Below are 17358 nucleotides of genomic sequence, written 5' to 3'. Positions count from 1 at the left end.
TAAGATGAAGTCATCAGATGTAGAGGCTGTTATTTTAGCAGCTGGTTATTCAACTAGAGCAGAAACTTTTAAGATGACCTTGGATTTTTTAGGTAAGCCGCTTCTCGGGCATGTGATTGAAGCGATGCAGGCACTATGCAGTCGTATTATCGTAGTAGGAGGCTATCAAGCAGAAAAAATCGCGGACGTCTTAAAGCACTATGAAAAGACAGAACTTATTTATAATGAAACATATAACGAGGGGATGTTTAGTTCTGTAAAAAAGGGGATACAAGCAGTAAGCGCACAAAGGTTTTTTTTAACCCCAGGGGACTATCCGCTTATTAGTCAAAAGATTTGTTCAGAATTACTAAATACACAGGGAGACATTATAGTTCCAAGATTTCACAATAAGGGAGGGCATCCCATATTATTAAGCAGTCAGTGTATTCAAGAAATATTAGATGAGCCAGCTGATTCTAACTTAAACAAGTACTTAACCCGCAAGGGGCGTATGATGGTTGATGTGGAAGAAGAAGGGATTTTAATGGATTTAGATACTATGACGGATTATAGGATGCTGTTAAAACATAAATGTACGGAGTAGATTAGTGGGGAAAGGGGGGCATAAAATGGTGGAACCCTTACTAAGAAGAATTCAAAAAGAAGTTATGAATTATGCCGATGTGATATCAAAAGTTTTACAGGTGGATGTAGATATTACAGATAATAAATTGTATAGGCTTGCAGGCACAGGAAGATTTGCAGATACAGTAGGTACTTATATAGAAAATGAAGCTACAGGATTTAAGTGGGTATTAGAAAATAGATGCAATCTGATTATTGAAGAACCTAAAAAACATTCAATTTGCAAGATGTGTCCAAGTAAAGACGTGTGTAAAGAGGTGTTTGAAATAGGTTGTCCGATTATGCTTGGTGAAGAAGTTATAGGGGTGATCGCTCTGGCCTGTTTTGAAAAAGAGCAAAAAAAGGTGGTCTTTGATAATCTAGCTTACTATATTGATTTTTTAGAAAACATTGCAGAACTTATTGCCTCTAAGGTAGGGGAATATACCTATTATGAAGAGCATATCATCACATCACATATGCTGAAAAAGGTAATGGAGTTTGTAGACAAGGGTGTTCTTATTTTTGGAAGAGGGCATACCATCAGATATATGAATCAATATGCAGAAAATATTTTAGGCAATAATCAAAAACAACTGGAATATCTCTATAAAATCAATCAGTTTAAATGTATGCCCATAGAAGAGAAAAATAGAGATTTAGAAACGCAGTATATATTTAGAGTAGGGCAAAAACAAATCCATGTTCAAGGCCGTATTTTTAAAATGACAACAGAAATGCAAAGTCATATGGAAGTTTTTATCTTCCAAGATATTATTGATATTAAAAAGCGTTATGTGAACGTTCTTAAAGAGGATTGCAGTTTTGACAGGATTCTTGGCAGTGATGAAACCTTTTTAAGCGTAAAAGAACAGGCTAAGCGATTAGCACAAACAGACAAAAACATTCTTATTTATGGAGAAAGCGGCGTAGGAAAAGAAAGTTTTGCAAGAGCTATTCATCATGACAGTAGACATAAGGATAAGCCTTTTGTGACTGTCAATTGTACAGGGATAGTTGAGGCTGATGCAGAAGAGATATTTGGGGACTCACCACTTAGTAAAATGAGTTTAACTGGATCTGGGACACTGTTTTTTGATGAGGCAGCAGATTTGCCGCTTAGAATACAGATAAGGCTGCTAGAAAGTTTACAATTGCCAGGGGGTTTTAAGGGAAGAATTATTATTTCTACAAATAAAGACCTTGAGGAGCTTGTAAAACAAAATCAATTTAGAAAAGATTTATATTATTTATTACATCCATTTAGCCTTTCCATACCACCCCTAAGATGCCGCACCAAAGATATTAAAGAGCTCATCCAATACTTTTTGAAGAAATACAGTTATATGGAAGGTAAAAAAGTAACCATACAAAAAGAAGCGCTCTATGAACTGCAGAACTATCCTTGGAAAGGAAATATCAGAGAACTGGAAAATAGTATGAGTTATATGATACTGCTTAATCAAAATGGGACAATATCACATGAAGACGTTTTAGAGAAGTTAAATAAGTCCCCACAAAAAACTAGTGAAGAGTTTAATTTACAAAACTTAGAAAAGCAAACGATTATTAAGGTGATGAATCGTTATGCAAATACTGTTCAGGGCAAAAAAGCCGCAGCTAAGATATTGGGAATAAGTATGGCGACCCTCTACCGAAAAATAGAATATTACAACATTTTAGCTGAAAAAGCCTACAAAATTTCTCAAGATGAGAAATCTATCTCAATATGATACGAATTGATTGATAAAAAATATAAAACGAAAGTTATAAAGAGAAAAACATTGAATTATAGAATGGCAGAGCTATAATAAAACTTAAATAAATAACAAGTTGCAAAGGCGCAAGAAGTGATTGAGATTTTAAACATTCTTGTACCTTTTTGTTTTTTAGAGAACCCTTAAAAGCTTAAATGTATAGGGGATGGGTAACCCAATCTATCACTAAACAAGGAGAGAGAAAATGAGTTTACAAATAAAATGGGCAGAAAATGCATACAAAAAGTCTCATAAGAATTGGGAAAACAAAGTACTGAGTGAAGAGACAAATAAGGAAGTTATGGCTTTTCATAAAAGTTTTGATGAGTATCATAAGACACCGTTTGAAAACCTGGAGCATCTTGCAAAAAAGCTGGGGCTAAAAGCTGTTTATGTAAAAGATGAATCTTACAGATTTGGTCTTAATGCCTTTAAAGTGCTGGGTGCATCTTACGCTATTGGCAAAACTTTAGCGGATTATTTAGAAAAGGATATCCAAGATACACCGTTTGCTTATCTTAAAAGTGATGCGGTAAAACAAAAGATAAAGGGTGTAAAACTAGTAGCCACAACAGATGGCAACCATGGCAGAGGGGTTGCATGGACTGGCAATCAATTGGATTTAGATGTAGAGATCTATATGCCAAAAGGCAGTACACAAAACAGATTAGATCATATCTTAAAGCTTGGAGCAAATGGACAGATTACACCCTACAATTACGATGATACGGTGCGCTATATGATTGATAAAAATAAGGATGATAAAGGAAAAATTATTCAAGACACAGCTTGGGAGGGGTATACAGATGTTCCAGTCTGGATTATGCAAGGTTATGCAACTGTTGCTGTAGAAATGATAGAAGACTTAGGGGATCAAGTACCGACCCATGTATTTTTGCAGGCTGGGGTAGGAGCCTTTGCAGGGGTAATTGCAGAAGCTTTTGTGATGACTTATAAAGAGAAAGCCCCACGTATTATTGTTGTAGAAGCTGACGCGGCAAGCTGTTTGTATGAATCAGTACAGGCGGGGCAAATAAGAAATGTCGCAGGAGATCTAAATACTATCATGGCAGGGCTTGCTTGCGGAGAACCAAATCCTATTGCCTGGGATATTTTAAAAGAAAGTACAGATGTTTTTATAGCAGCATCAGATGAGGTTACGGCGAAAGGTATGCGTATATTAGGGAGTCCCCTAGCAGGCGATAAACGCATTATATCAGGCGAGTCGGGGGCAGTAACAACAGGGGTATTAAGTGTTATTGCAGCAGATGAAAGTTATAAGGACTTAAAAGAACGACTAGAGATTAATGAAGCATCCGTAGTGATTCTTGTAAGTACAGAAGGCAATACGGATCCACAGATCTATCAAGACATTGTATGGGATGGCAAATATCCCTCTTATCAATAAGGAGGTGCACTTATGAAAGAAGAAAGACTGCAGGAAGTTATAAAGGTATGCCAGGAGATTATCAGTATCCCAAGTTATTCAGGTCATGAAGGGGATGTTGTTAATCTACTTGAAGAAATATTAAAATCCTATGGCTTTAATGAAGTTATTATAGATGAATATGGCAGTATAATAGGAAAGCTTACCGGCAAACAAAAAGGACCCAAAATACTATTAGATGCCCATATAGATACTGTAGTAGTGCCTGATCCGTCAAAATGGCATTATGATCCGTTTGGAGGGGTTCTTGAAGAAGGCAGAATCTATGGCAGAGGCACAACGGATATGAAGGGTGCTTTGGCTGCGATGATTATAGCAGCAAGTTATTTCTCAAGAGAACTTAACTATGATTTTGCGGGAGAGATTTATGTAGCAGGGGTAGTACATGAAGAATGCTTTGAAGGGATAGCGGCAAGAAGTATCAGTAAGCGTATCAAACCAGATTATGTCATTATAGGAGAAGCCTCAGAACTAAATATCAAGTGTGGTCAAAGAGGAAGAGCAGAAATCGTTGTTGAAACCTATGGCAAGCCTGCACATTCTGCGAATCCAGAAACAGGTATTAATGCTGTTTATAAAATGACGCAGCTTATTCCAAAAATTAATCAAATACCTTATAAAATCGATCCTATACTCGGTAAAGGAATTTTAGAATTAACTGATATTATTTCAACGCCCTATCCTGGCGCATCTGTTGTACCTGATAAGTGCAGAGTGACTTATGACAGACGGTTATTAGTCGGCGAAGCGAAGGAAGAAGTACTTGCGCCTCTTCAAGCAGTTATAGAAGAGTTGGAAAAAGAAAATCCTGACTTTAAAGCAGTAGTTAAATATGCAGTGGGTGAGGAGAAGTGTCATACGGGAGGTATTATCACGGGAGAAAGGTTTTTCCCAGCTTGGCGCTTTGAAGAAAAAGATGACTTTGTTCAAGCGGCACTCAAAGCCGCAAAGCAAGTTAAGGAAGATGCTATTGTGACACAATACTCTTTCTGCACAAATGGCAGTCACTATGCAGGAGAAGCAGGGATTAAAACTTTAGGTTTTGGGCCATCCAAGGAAAATCTGGCCCATACAATAGATGAATATGTTGAGGTAAGTGAACTGATAGGGGCCTGTCACGGGTATGTGTTGATTCTTAAAGAGTTGCAGGCGATACAATAAGATAAAAAGGAGGCTGGACATGACACTTAAGATTTATAATGCTCTAATTATAGATGGGACAGGTAAAGATAGATTTTATGGAGAGCTTTTAATAAAGGATGATAGGATCGTCCAAATAGGCGCTCAAGTAGATGCAGTGTATGATAGGGCTATAGATGCTAAGGGTCATGTGGTAGCTCCGGGGTTTATTGATACCCATAGTCATTCGGATTTAGAGTTATTGCTGGCAGATTCTTTTGTAAAACCTAAAGTGATGCAGGGGATTACCACTGAAATATTGGGCCAAGATGGGGTTGCTATGGCACCTCTTCCTGAGAAGTATATTGAAGCTTGGAGAAAGAATCTGGCTGGATTAGATGGGGATAGTGATGCGATTAATTGGCATTATGAGAATACTAAGGGCTATATTGAGGCACTTCAAAAGGCTGGTATGGCAGTTAATGCAGCTTACCTTGTACCTCATGGGAATATACGGATGGAAGCTATGGGGCTTGAAAATAGAGAGGCCACTGACAAGGAAATAGAAAAGATGGAGGAGCTATTAGAAAGAGAGCTGAATGCTGGAGCCATAGGGCTATCCACAGGGCTTATTTATATCCCTTGTGCCTATAGTGATCAAAAAGAACTAGCAGCGCTTTGTAAAGTTGTGGCAAGTAAGCAGGGGATATTTGTGACCCATCAGCGGAGTGAGGCAAATCAAATCATTGCTTCTATGCAAGAAATATTAGATGTTGGCAGAGAATCTGGGGTTAAGGTTCACTTTTCTCACTTTAAAATCTGCGGCAAAAACAATTGGGATAAAATAGATGAAGTTTTTGGACTCTTAGATCAGGCTAAAAAAGAGGGGATTTCTGTATCTTTAGATCAATATCCTTATACGGCAGGAAGTACGATGCTTAGTGTGATTTTACCTGCATGGGTACATGATGGTGGAACGGTTAGATTACTTGAGCGGTTAAAAGAAAATACTATCAGAGAAAAGATTAAAGAAGATATTTTTGCTGCGACATGTGAATGGGATAATTTTGTGCAGTTTGCAGGGTTAGATGGCATTTATATTACCAGCGTAAAAACAGCAGCCAACCAAAGTATTATAGGTAAAAATTTAGTAGAACTCGGACGAATAAGAGGCAAAGAACCACTGGAAGCTGTATTTGATTTGTTAATAGAAGAGGACAATGCTGTGGGAATGATTGATTATTATGGCAAAGAAGAACAGATTATAAGTATTATGAAAAGACCAGAACAAAATGTGTGTACAGATGGTCTTCTCGGAGGCAAGCCTCATCCAAGGGTATATGGCTCTTTTCCAAGGGTACTTGGTAAGTATGTGCGTGAAGAAAAGGTGATGACTTTAGAAGAAGCTATTTATAAGATGTCAGGTAAACCTCGGGAGGTATTTTCACTTAAAGACCGAGGACTGCTAAAAACCGGTTATTTTGCAGATATAGTTATTTTTAATCAAGATAGGATTATAGATCAAGGAACCTATACCGACCCGATGCAGTTTCCACAAGGGATAGAATATGTGCTCATAAATGGTGAGCTTGTTGTAGAGCAGGGGAAACACTTAAGTAAAAAGCCAGGCAGATTTATAAGTAACTAAAAGCTTAAAGGAGGTGAAGCGAGGATGGATTTTGGCATATTAGATGGCAGTATTTATAGTGAGGGAGAGATCATTACAGGGAATTTATATATTAAAAATGGGAAAATAGATACCATTTCTCCTTCGTATTTAGCGTGTAAGGAAACATATGATGCAAAAGGAAAACTAGTACTTCCGGGATTTATTGATCCCCACGTACACTTTCAGTTAACTGTAGGGGAGAACACCTCAGCAGATGATTTTTATACGGGCTCTATAAAAGCTGCTCTAGGGGGTATTACTACGTTTATAGATTTTTTAGACCCCATTAAGACAACGACGGAGCTTAGCAAAGCCTTTGATTTAAGAAGAGAGCAGGCTAAAAAAAGTGTCATAGACTATGGTTTTCATACTACCATCGCACAGCCTATAGAAAATGCCTCGGTAATGATGAAAGCTAGCTTGCAAAAAGGCATACCAACGCTTAAACTCTTTACCACCTATGCTTCATCAGAAAGAAGAACAGAAGATAGGTATATTGATGAGCTCTTAAAACACTCTAAAGAGCTTCAAACAAGAATTCTTATTCATGCAGAAAATGACAGCATGATTTTAGAAGGAAAAGGTATAGAAGTAAGTGAACATGAATGGGCAAGACCCGCTTTAGCAGAAAGAACAGAAGTACTTAAACTGGCGGAGATGACAAAATACAGAGATGGACTTTTATACATTGTTCACCTAAGCGCAGGAAGTACAGCAAGGCGTTTTAGAGAAAACTATCATGAGCTTCTGCATAAAAACATTATACTTGAAAGCTGCCCCCATTATTTTCTATGGGATGATTCAGTGTATAAGGAAAAACAAGGTTATTTATGGACGATGACACCTCCCCTTAGAAGTAAAGAGGAAAAAGAAATATTACATCAAGAGATTGGTCAAATAGATATTATAGCGACAGATCACTGCCCTTTTGAGAGTGTACTTAAAAATAAAATTTATACCTCGGAGATACCCATGGGAGTGGGGGGAGTGCAGTATGCTTTTGGTGTCATGTATGCCCTTTATGGACCAAGTATTATTCCTAAATTTACAGAAAATCCGGCTAGAGTCCATGGCTTATATCCACAAAAAGGAACGCTTATGCCAGGAGCTGATGCTGATATAGTTATTTTTGAAGACGGTCCCATTTATAGTCTGGAAGAAGAAGGTAATATCTATCATCACACTCAGGTGAAAGGCAAGATAAAAGCTGTTTTTTCAAGAGGCAGGATGATTGTTGAAAACGGAGAGTTTAAAGGAAACCAAGGCACGTATGTAGAAAGGAGGCTTAACGAATGATAAAAGCCTTAATACATGCAAATTTATTTGATTATGAGAACTATAGAGAAGATTACTATGTTTTATTTAACCATCAAATAGTAGAAGTGGGGCCTATGGCATGCTTCAAAGGAGCTGATGAAGTTTTTGATTGTAAACATCAGATGGTACTTCCGGGGTTTGTAAATGGGCATAGTCATATTTACTCTGCCTTTGCCAGAGGATGGAATACCCCTTGTGATGCTAAGAACTTCACAGAATTCCTAGAGCAGATGTGGTGGAAGCTGGATAGTGCACTGGATGAAGAAGCGGTATATTACAGCGGACTTGTAAGCGGCATAGAATGTTTGAAAAATGGTGTGACCACGATTGTAGACCATCATGCCAGCGGTAGACATATTAAAGGCAGCCTCAATACATTAAAAAAGAGTATATGTGATGAAGCAGGCTTAAGAGGTATTTTTTGTTTTGAAACAAGTGATAGGTTCAATTTGCAGCAGTGTATAGAAGAAAATCTAGAATTTGCGGCGCAGCATCAATCAGCTGTAGCTACGGGCATATTTGGCATGCATGCTAATATGACCCTTAGCAATCTTTCATTAGAAACCATACAAAGGCAGATAGGCGATATGCCTATACATATTCATGTAGGAGAAAGTACGGATGACGGTATTTACACTCAAAAAGTATCCGGGCAGAGCGTTGTAGAAAGGCTAGATCATTTTGGACTGCTTAAGAAGAATTCCATTCTCTCACATTGCATTTATATAAGTGAAAAAGATAAAGATCTATTAGCTCAAAAAGAGATTTATGCAGCAGTTAATCCAACTTCTAATATGAATAATGGTGTAGGATTGCCAGATGTTAAAGGGTTAATGCAGCGAGGCATAAAGTGTTTAATAGGTAATGATGGACTAGGCTTTAATCTAACGAGAGATATGCAAAATCTTATGTATACTATGCATCTCAAATATCAAAGTGCACAATGCTTTGGACTCCAAGAAGTCACAGAAATTATAAAAAACAATTATGATTACGCAGGTAAACTGCTTGGGTGTCAATTAGGCAGATTTGAAAAAGGCTATGAAGCGGACTTTATGGAAGTGTTTTATAATCCGCCCACACCGATGGATAAGAGCAATATGCTAGGCCATTTCTTTTATGGTATTTTAGATAGATTTACACCTAATAAGGTATGGGCTCAAGGCGAAGTCAGAGTGGCTGAAGGAAAGGTTAAAATAGATGAGGCTATAATTTATAAAGAGGCACGCCATGTAGCAGATAAAGTATGGCATGCGTGTAAGGAGAGCTGATTATGAAACTAGAGACAACATTTAATGGTATTAAACTTTCTAACCCTTTAATGCCAGCATCAGGGCCATTAGTTGGAGATGATGAAAAGATTTTAGCTATTGCAGACTACGGGGTTGGTGCAATGGTTACAAAAACTATATCGATACAGGGGGCAAAAGTTGTCAGACCTTGTATTGTAGGAGATAAAAACAGTATTATGAATGCAGAGCTATGGTCAGAATATCCGGCTGATACGTGGATCCAGAAGTTTTTACCCCGATGTATGCAAAGTTTAAAAGTACCGCTATTTATCAGTGTCGGTTATACTAAAGAAGATATGGCTTATCTTATACCGAAGCTGGACCCTTTTGCAGCAGCCTTTGAGGTATCTACCCATTATGTAGGAAAAGATTTAGAGGCAATAGGTGAAACGGTAAGGGAGATTAGAAAATATACGCAAAAACCTTTTTTTATGAAAGTAAGTCCGCATATTCCTGATCCAGTAGAATTTGCAAGAGTTGTCCTTAGGAACGGAGGAAATGGTGTAGTAGCTATTAATTCATTAGGACCCACAATGAAAGTAGATTTAAAATCAAGAAAGGTAACTGTAGGTAATACCGAAGGCGAAGTGTGGACCTCTGGGCCGGTTATCAAGCCCATGGCGCTTGCTATTATCAGAAAAATAAAATTAGCCGTTCCTGAGTGTACAGTTATTGGGGTTGGCGGTATTCAGTGTGTCGAAGATATACTAGAGTTTTTATTAGTAGGTGCAGACAGCGTTCAAATGTTATCAGCTGCCATGCTAAAAGGCAAAGATTTATATGAAAAGCTTGTAAATGAGTTGCCTGCGGCCCTAGATAAATATGGATTTAAGTCTATAGAAGATGTGATGCAGTCACGGATTACTGCGCATCAAGTAAGATATGAACCTCGTTTTCCAGTAGTAGACCATGAGAAATGTACAAGATGCGGACTATGTGAAAAAATATGTCCTTACTTTGCGATTCAAAAAAGTGAAAAAATAATTATCGATATAAAGCATTGTTTTGGGTGCGGGCTTTGTCAGTCTAAATGTCCTGTTCATGCGATACAAGGGGCTTTATAAAACAGGTAAATATATTTATACTTATTATTTGATAATCTATTGACAAATGAGAAATGAGTGATTATAATCATACTAAATAAATTTAGTGAAATTAAATAAAAGGCAAAGAGGCCTTATTTTAAGAGATTATCTCTTAAAGTAAGGCCTCTTTTTTTAGTGTCAATCGTCTTTTAATGATAAGGAGTGAGGTCTAATGCATGCTATCAGCCAATCTGTGATTAAAAAGGATCATGATGAAAAAGTAAGTGGCAGTATCAAATATATAGCAGATATAATACTCCCTGACATGCTATATGCTAAAACTTTACGTTCTAAAAAAGCAAGAGCTGCTATTAATCAAGTGAATATACCTCCTTTAAAAGAGGGGTATTTTATTATAGATCACCTAGATGTTGCAGGTAAAAACAGCGTTAAAATTATTGTGGATGATCAACCTCTTTTTGCCAAAGACGAAGTACGTTATATAGGTGAACCTATTTTACTTGTTGCAGGACCAGAAGAAAAAGAAGTAGATGCTATTTTAGCTCAAATTACAGTTGATTACACAGAAAAGCCGCCTATTTATACAGTAGCTGATGCGAAAGAGTATATCGCTAGTTATCAGTATCAAAAAGGAGATGTTGATAAGGCATTTGATGACGCAGTACAGATTATTGAGGAGACCTTTGAAACAGGCTATCAAGAACATGCCTATATAGAGCTACAGGGGGTTATGGCAGATTATCAGCAAAACAAGATAACAGTTTATGGATCTATACAATGTCCTTATTATGTGAAAAATGCTGTGGTGTATGCCCTTGGATTTGAAGAAGATCAGGTTAGAATTGTACAAACGGCTACAGGAGGAGCTTTTGGCGGCAAAGAAGAATATCCCTCTCTAATAGCAGCGCAGGCAGCTGTTGCAGCGTATAAAACAAAAAAGCCGGTCAGATTAATTATGAACCGAAGAGAAGATATGGCAGTTACCACTAAAAGGCATCCAGGGCTATTAAAATATAGAACAGCCATTGATAAGGCTGGGAATATTAGTGCAATGGCTATTGATATTACCTTAAACGGCGGAGCTTATGCCGGGCTCTCAAGTGTTGTGCTTCAAAGATCAATTATTTGTGCAGGCGGAGTATATAAAATAGCCAATATCAAGGTAAGTGGCAAAGCTGCTATTACAAATACTGTTCCAACAGGAGCTTTTAGAGGATTTGGGGCACCGCAGAGCTTTTTTGCAGTTGAGATGCACATGGTGCATATAGCTAATAAACTGGGGATAGATCCTTTAGACCTTAAGAAGAAGTATATGGTTGAAAAGGGAGATGCCACTTCAACAGGGGGCAGATTCCACGATGTAATCAAATTAGACGAAATGCTTGCAAGGGCAGAGGTGTTATCAGACTATAAACAAAAATATAATAGCTGCTTAAGTCAAACGGGAAGATATAAAAATGGAATAGGCTTATCGATTTTCTTACATGGATGTGGCTTTACAGGTGCAGGGGAAAGAGATCATATTAGGGCTATTGTACGCTTAGCTAAAGTACAGAATGATCAAGTAGAAATATTAGTAAGTAATACCGAGATGGGGCAAGGACTTAAAACGACACTCAGTAAAATAGTGGCACAGATTTTAGAAATACCTCTTGAATCGGTTATATATAAAAATCCCGATACAGACAGGGTACCTAATTCAGGACCTACAGTAGCTTCGAGGTCTTTGATGATAGTCGGGAAGTTATTAGAGCGTGCAGCAATTAGGCTGAAAAAAAGCTGGGATCAAAATGAGACGCAGGTTATAGAGGAGCACTATGTCCATCCAGAACTTATCCCGTGGGATGAGAAGTTGTTCAAAGGAGATGCTTATCCAACTTATTCATGGGGCGTTAATGTGATTGAAGTAAAAGTCGATACACTGACGGCTATGACAGAGGTAATCGGTGTATGGGGTGTATTTGATGTTGGAACAGCTATAGATGAAACCATTATGCAAGGACAAATTGAAGGGGGAATGTTACAGGGGATTGGGTATGCATCTATGGAAAAAATGGAAAGTGATAGGGGTGCCATTAGACAAAGCAGCATAACAGATTATATTATTCCGACAGCTAAAGATATTGTTAAAATACATACCACACTCATAGATAATCCTTACAGAGATGGCCCTTTTGGAGCTAAGGGAGCGGGAGAACTTACCTTGATCGGAGCCGCACCAGCCTATATAGCAGCAGTTGAAAATGCAACAGGTGCAAGTATTAATCAAATTCCACTTACACCAGAAGCACTTATGGAGGTGTTATAGATGAATCAAGTGTGCTTTAAATTAAATGGTGAAAAGGTTATAAGTGTCAGTGAGCCTCAAAGAAGATTACTTGATATCTTAAGACAGGACTATCAGCTCATGGGCGTCAAAGAAGGCTGCAAAGAAGGGGAGTGCGGTGCCTGTGCAGTACTTATTGATGGGAAGCTTATCAACGCGTGCCTTGTAGCCATGGGAAGTCTGGAAGGAAAAGACGTATGGACCATAGAAGGTTATAAGACAACAAAGAGGTTTTCAGTTTTAGAAAAAGCGTTTGCAGAAGCTGGAGCAGTTCAATGTGGGTTTTGTACACCAGGAATGATTATGGCAGCGGAAGGGTTGTTAGCCTATAATCCTAAGCCGACAGAAGAAGAAATAAGAGAAGCCATATCTGGTAATTTATGCAGATGTACAGGATATAACATGATTGTTGCAGCCATTAGCTTAGCGGCGGTTAGGGGGGCTGGATTATGGTAAAGGCATTTAGACCGAGTACCCTAGAGGAAGCTTTAGCCATTATAAATAAGTATAAAGTCTTATTATATGCAGGAGGAACCGATTGCATGGTGCATGAAACATCTCATTTTCCAGTTCTGTTTCTTAATTATTTAGCAGAAATTTCTAAGGTGAATGAAGATGAAGATCACCTCTATATAGGTAGCATGTGTACTTATGACACACTTCTTAAGCAAGATAGTACACCTGAGATCTTAAAACAGGCTATGGGGCAAATCGCATCTCCTGCAATACGCAATGTAGGCACGATAGGCGGAAATATCTGTAATGCCTCTCCGGCAGGGGATACGCTTCCGGTGTTATATGCACTGCATGCCAGCATTAAATTAGTATCTATGCATTCTTCAAGAGTAATTAAGATAGAAGATTTTATCACAGGTCCAAAGCGAACGGATATTAAACATAATGAAATACTAGAAACCATTATAGTGCCTAAGCAATCCTTTAATAAAATGTATTACAAAAAGGTAGGTGCGCGCAAGGCTGATGCTATATCTAAATTATCTTTTGTAGGTTTAATGCAGGTTACAGATGGCGTCATAAAAGATATGAGAGTCGCTATTGGGGCAGCAGCACCTACGGTTGTAAAAGATAGGGAGATAGAACAGGAGTGTATAGGGAGAACACTTAGCGAAGTAGTACATGATAAAGAGGTATTCTTAGACCGCTACAAAGCTATTATTACACCCATTGATGATCAAAGGTCAACCGCATATTACCGCAAAAAAATTGGCCTGAGGCTCATTGAAGATTTTATGGTTACAAGTAGTCTTTAATTGGATTTTAAGTTAGTGAAGCGTTGGCGGCCAGAGAATATATCATTAGCTTCATGAAGTGATGGCAGAGCTTATCTTTGCCGCCTGAGGCCTTAGGCAATGCATATCTTAGAGAAGAACGACAGACAGGAGGCGTTAAATATGAGTTCAAAAATTAAAGTAACAGTTAATGGTATCAAGCAATTAGCCGAGGTGGAAGAAGACTTATCTTTATTAAGGTATTTAAGAGAATGCTTAGGCCTTATGGGAACAAAAAATGGGTGTGAAAAAGGACACTGTGGCACGTGTATGGTTATTATAAATGGAGCAGCTAAACGCGCATGTCTACTTAAGATGACTAAATTAGAAGGTGCTGTTATTGAAACAATAGAGGGGCTTGCAAACGGAGAAAGGCTTCACTATATCCAGCAGGCTTTTATTGATGAAGGGGCCGTACAATGCGGCTTTTGTACGCCAGGGATGGTGATGAGTACAAAAGCACTGCTTGATCGGATAGATCATCCGACAGAAGCACAAATTAAAGAGGCGCTGAAGCATAATATATGCAGATGTACGGGCTATACAAGTATTTTAAAATCGGTAAGAAGAGCGGCAGACTATAAGTATACACTTCGTTCATTAGAAGAAAATAAATCTGATAATTATATTGGGGTTTCTGTGCCTAAGATTGATGCGACAGCTAAGGTACAAGGCAAACCTATTTTTGCAGACGATTATACAGCAGAGGGGATGATTTATGGAACGCTTCTTTTCTCAGAATATGCCCATGCTAAAATCAAGTCAGTTAATATTGAGAAAGCGAAAATGGCACCTGGTGTAGAGTTGATCTTAACAGGTCAGGATATTAAAGGTCGCAATAGTTTTGGACTATTTTTCAAAGATCAGCCTGTAATTGCTTCAGATACAGTAAGATTTTTAGGTGAGGTAGTAGCTGCTGTTTTTGCTAAAACCAGAAAACAAGCAGACTTTGCAAAAAAACTTATCGAAGTTAGCTATGAAGTATTGCCACCTATTCTTTCGCCTTTAGAAGCTATTAAAGAAACTTCCGCACTTGTGCACGAGGATAAAGAAAATAATATCGTACATCATGTGCAAGTAAGAAAAGGGGATGCAGATAAAGCATTTGAAACAGCCGATGTAGTTGTTGAAGATTATTATTATACGCCTGCTATAGAACATGCCTATCTTGAAACAGAAGCCTGCCTTGCAAGACCAGAAGCTGACGGCACTTTAACAGTTTTTACAGGTAACCAAGGCTCTATAGCTTTTCAGGAAATGATAGCCAGTACCCTTAATATAGAGCAAGAACGTGTGAGAGTTATTTATACACCATGTGGCGGCGGATTTGGAGGCAAAGAAGAACCAACTGTACAAATACATGCATCCCTCGCGGCTTTTATAACGGGTAAACCTGTTAAGATGGTCCTTACAAGAGAAGAATCCATTAGAATGAGTACAAAAAGACACGCAATGCATATTTGGATGAAGCATGGTGCAACTAAAGAAGGTAAGATTGTAGCTGTAGAATCTAAAGTTATTGGAGATGCAGGAGCTTATATTTCTATGACTATGCCAGTTGTATTTAGATCAGCAGTTACTGCCACTGGCCCTTATGTAGTAGAACATGTAAAAGCTGATTCATACGGCGTTTATACTCATAATAATACAGGCGGTGCATTCAGAGGGTTTGGAAGTACGCAAGTGAGTTTTGCTTGTGAAGTTCAAATGGATAAAATAGCCAGAAAACTGAGCATCGATCCAGCAGTGCTTAGAGCACAGAATGGTTTTAGGCCGGGAAGTGTAACAGGAACGGGACAAATTTTAGGTAAAGGTATCGGGTATCTTGAGACGTTAGAAGCCGTTAAAGATGCTTTAGCAAAGGAAAAACAATCTTTAGTCTATAAAGAAGCAAGAGGGGATAAAAAAGTTGGATTTGGGCTTGCAAGCTCTTATAAAAATGTAGGCATAGGAACAGGAAAACCAGATAAAGCAGGGGCTATTATAGAGGTTATGGAAAATGGGAAAATACAAGTAAGAATAGGTGCAACGGATATGGGGCAAGGTTCTGATACGATTATGGCACAAATAGCAGCCACAGCGCTTGAAGTACCGTATAGCCTGATGGAAGTTATTGCATGTGATACCAAAACTTGTCCAGATGGTGGTATGACCACAGCCTCAAGACAGACTTATGTAACAGGAAATGCTGTTAAACTGGCCGCTGAAAAGTTAAAGGATAAGTTATATACGTATTTATCCCTTGCGGCAAGTGATGAAAAAATAACACAACAAGCACTAGAGGATGCTTATCAAAAAGCAAAAGGTGAAGGCGAAGTTCTAAAAATAGAAGTAGAATATATGCCGCCTAAAACCTATCCGCATCGCATATTAGCAGATAAAGCAGAAGGTATGAAAGATGAAGAATTAAATATTCATTATGCCTATTGTTTTGCCAGTGCGGGCGTAGTAGTGGAAGTCGATACACAGACCGGAAAAGTTAAGGTGCTGAAAGTATTTGCGGCTCAAGATGTAGGCAAAGCAATTAATCCTCAAAACATTAAGGGGCAAATAGAAGGAGCAGTAGTGATGGGGATGGGATTTGCTCTTACAGAAGAATTTTTAGAAGATGAAACAACTATTATTACCGATACACTTAAAAAGCTTGGCGTACCTAAAATAGAGGATGCCCCAGAAATAGAGTCTATTATTGTTGAAGTAGATGATGAGGGAGGGCCTTTTGGCGCTAAAGGAATGGGTGAAGTAGGACTTAATCCTATGGCCCCAGCTATTTCAAATGCAATTTATGATGCGATAGGCATTAGAATGCAAAGTTTGCCAATAACTGATAAAAAATTACTAAGTAAATTGCACAAACAGCAGGTGTTATGATAAACTAGGATAAAAACACAGGAATAAAGGAAGAGCATATGATAGGGGACAAGATAAGGGAAAAAAGATTACAAGTCGGAATGAGTTTAAAAGAACTGTCAGAAAAAACGAATTTAACTCCAGGATTTTTGAGTCAGATAGAAAGAGATATATCAGAGCCCTCTATTACTTCGCTGCGTAAGATTGCAGAGGCTTTAGAGGTTGCTGTATTTTATTTTTTATTAGATGAGACAGAGAAAAGTCCTGTCGTTAAGAAAAATGAAAGACAACAGCTTAAATTTAGAGATTCTCATGTAACTTATGAACTCTTATCACCTGATTTAAACAGACAGATGGAGATGTTTATAGGAAGGTTAGAGCCAGGGGCAATGACTTGTGAAGAACCACTGACACACCAAGGCGAAGAAGTTAATCATGTACTGCAAGGCAAAATGTGGATTACTATTGGTAAAGATGAATATGTCTTAGAAGAAGGTGACACAATTTATTACTACTCAAGCATCCCACATAAAATTGTAAGTGTTGGAGAAGAAGATTTGGTATTTATCTCAACTATAACCCCGCCGCGCTTCTAAATATCTGCGTATTATGATCAGAAGAGGACATAAAAAAGAGTAAG

At 38.2% G+C, this 17358-nt stretch carries 13 protein-coding genes; all 13 read left to right on the top strand.

From position 1 onward, the window contains the following. Positions 1-4: 4 nt before the first annotated feature. The 13 genes from BN3326_RS20520 to BN3326_RS20460 all read left to right on the top strand — a co-directional run bounded on the left by BN3326_RS20520 (position 5) and on the right by BN3326_RS20460 (position 17314). The gene (locus BN3326_RS20520; protein ID WP_070001103.1) at positions 5-586 is read left to right on the top strand and encodes a nucleotidyltransferase family protein; all 582 of its coding nucleotides are present in this window, start codon (positions 5-7) and stop codon (positions 584-586) included. Between the two features lie 25 nt (positions 587-611). After that, positions 612-2339, top strand: a complete 1728-nt coding sequence (locus tag BN3326_RS20515) for a sigma 54-interacting transcriptional regulator (protein ID WP_070001102.1) — start codon at positions 612-614, stop codon at positions 2337-2339. Between the two features lie 229 nt (positions 2340-2568). Further along, positions 2569-3771: a diaminopropionate ammonia-lyase gene (gene dpaL / locus BN3326_RS20510; protein ID WP_070001101.1), complete on the top strand. Its 1203-nt coding sequence runs from the start codon at positions 2569-2571 to the stop codon at positions 3769-3771. Between the two features lie 12 nt (positions 3772-3783). Beyond that, complete coding sequence (locus BN3326_RS20505; RefSeq protein ID WP_070001100.1) at positions 3784-4971, top strand: YgeY family selenium metabolism-linked hydrolase; 1188 nt, start codon at positions 3784-3786, stop codon at positions 4969-4971. Between the two features lie 19 nt (positions 4972-4990). Next, entirely contained in the window at positions 4991-6577 is a 1587-nt protein-coding gene (locus tag BN3326_RS20500) for an N-acyl-D-amino-acid deacylase family protein (protein ID WP_070001099.1), read from the top strand. 24 nt (positions 6578-6601) lie between these two features. Next, the gene (locus BN3326_RS20495) at positions 6602-7894 is read left to right on the top strand and encodes an amidohydrolase family protein (protein WP_070001098.1); all 1293 of its coding nucleotides are present in this window, start codon (positions 6602-6604) and stop codon (positions 7892-7894) included. Further along, a complete protein-coding gene (locus BN3326_RS20490) occupies positions 7891-9186 on the top strand; it encodes an amidohydrolase family protein (protein ID WP_083258986.1) in 1296 nt (431 codons plus the stop codon). Before BN3326_RS20495 ends, BN3326_RS20490 begins: the two co-directional genes overlap by 4 nt. Before the next feature lie 2 nt (positions 9187-9188). Then, the gene (locus BN3326_RS20485) at positions 9189-10271 is read left to right on the top strand and encodes a 4Fe-4S binding protein (RefSeq protein WP_070001097.1); all 1083 of its coding nucleotides are present in this window, start codon (positions 9189-9191) and stop codon (positions 10269-10271) included. A 193-nt stretch (positions 10272-10464) separates the two neighbouring features. Beyond that, positions 10465-12561: a xanthine dehydrogenase family protein molybdopterin-binding subunit gene (locus tag BN3326_RS20480; protein ID WP_070001096.1), complete on the top strand. Its 2097-nt coding sequence runs from the start codon at positions 10465-10467 to the stop codon at positions 12559-12561. Continuing rightward, complete coding sequence (locus BN3326_RS20475; RefSeq protein WP_070001095.1) at positions 12562-13035, top strand: (2Fe-2S)-binding protein; 474 nt, start codon at positions 12562-12564, stop codon at positions 13033-13035. It begins immediately after the preceding gene. After that, the gene (locus tag BN3326_RS20470) at positions 13029-13850 is read left to right on the top strand and encodes an FAD binding domain-containing protein (RefSeq protein ID WP_070001094.1); all 822 of its coding nucleotides are present in this window, start codon (positions 13029-13031) and stop codon (positions 13848-13850) included. The genes BN3326_RS20475 and BN3326_RS20470 overlap by 7 nt, the downstream gene beginning before the upstream one ends. Positions 13851-13991: 141 nt before the next feature. After that, positions 13992-16739, top strand: coding sequence for a molybdopterin-dependent oxidoreductase (locus BN3326_RS20465; RefSeq protein WP_070001093.1), 2748 nt, complete (start codon positions 13992-13994; stop codon positions 16737-16739). A 38-nt stretch (positions 16740-16777) separates the two neighbouring features. Continuing rightward, complete coding sequence (locus BN3326_RS20460; protein ID WP_070001092.1) at positions 16778-17314, top strand: helix-turn-helix domain-containing protein; 537 nt, start codon at positions 16778-16780, stop codon at positions 17312-17314. Positions 17315-17358: the final 44 nt, after the last annotated feature.

The sequence above is a fragment of the Cellulosilyticum sp. I15G10I2 genome (assembly GCF_900095725.1).
Taxonomy (GTDB): domain Bacteria; phylum Bacillota; class Clostridia; order Lachnospirales; family Cellulosilyticaceae; genus FMMP01.
The sequence above is the reverse complement of the archived record's forward strand: the minus strand, read 5'-3'. Positions and strand labels throughout refer to the sequence as shown.

What these genes read in the sequence shown, in the direction of transcription:
- BN3326_RS20475 (WP_070001095.1), top strand. Translation starts at nt 12,562, where the DNA reads ATGAATCAAGTGTGCTTTAAATTAAATGGTGAAAAGGTTATAAGTGTC.
- BN3326_RS20485 (WP_070001097.1), top strand. Translation starts at nt 9,189, where the DNA reads ATGAAACTAGAGACAACATTTAATGGTATTAAACTTTCTAACCCTTTA.
- BN3326_RS20465 (WP_070001093.1), top strand. Translation starts at nt 13,992, where the DNA reads ATGAGTTCAAAAATTAAAGTAACAGTTAATGGTATCAAGCAATTAGCC.
- BN3326_RS20495 (WP_070001098.1), top strand. Translation starts at nt 6,602, where the DNA reads ATGGATTTTGGCATATTAGATGGCAGTATTTATAGTGAGGGAGAGATC.
- BN3326_RS20470 (WP_070001094.1), top strand. Translation starts at nt 13,029, where the DNA reads ATGGTAAAGGCATTTAGACCGAGTACCCTAGAGGAAGCTTTAGCCATT.
- BN3326_RS20460 (WP_070001092.1), top strand. Translation starts at nt 16,778, where the DNA reads ATGATAGGGGACAAGATAAGGGAAAAAAGATTACAAGTCGGAATGAGT.
- BN3326_RS20500 (WP_070001099.1), top strand. Translation starts at nt 4,991, where the DNA reads ATGACACTTAAGATTTATAATGCTCTAATTATAGATGGGACAGGTAAA.
- BN3326_RS20490 (WP_083258986.1), top strand. Translation starts at nt 7,891, where the DNA reads ATGATAAAAGCCTTAATACATGCAAATTTATTTGATTATGAGAACTAT.
- BN3326_RS20480 (WP_070001096.1), top strand. Translation starts at nt 10,465, where the DNA reads ATGCATGCTATCAGCCAATCTGTGATTAAAAAGGATCATGATGAAAAA.
- BN3326_RS20520 (WP_070001103.1), top strand. Translation starts at nt 5, where the DNA reads ATGAAGTCATCAGATGTAGAGGCTGTTATTTTAGCAGCTGGTTATTCA.
- dpaL (WP_070001101.1), top strand. Translation starts at nt 2,569, where the DNA reads ATGAGTTTACAAATAAAATGGGCAGAAAATGCATACAAAAAGTCTCAT.
- BN3326_RS20515 (WP_070001102.1), top strand. Translation starts at nt 612, where the DNA reads ATGGTGGAACCCTTACTAAGAAGAATTCAAAAAGAAGTTATGAATTAT.
- BN3326_RS20505 (WP_070001100.1), top strand. Translation starts at nt 3,784, where the DNA reads ATGAAAGAAGAAAGACTGCAGGAAGTTATAAAGGTATGCCAGGAGATT.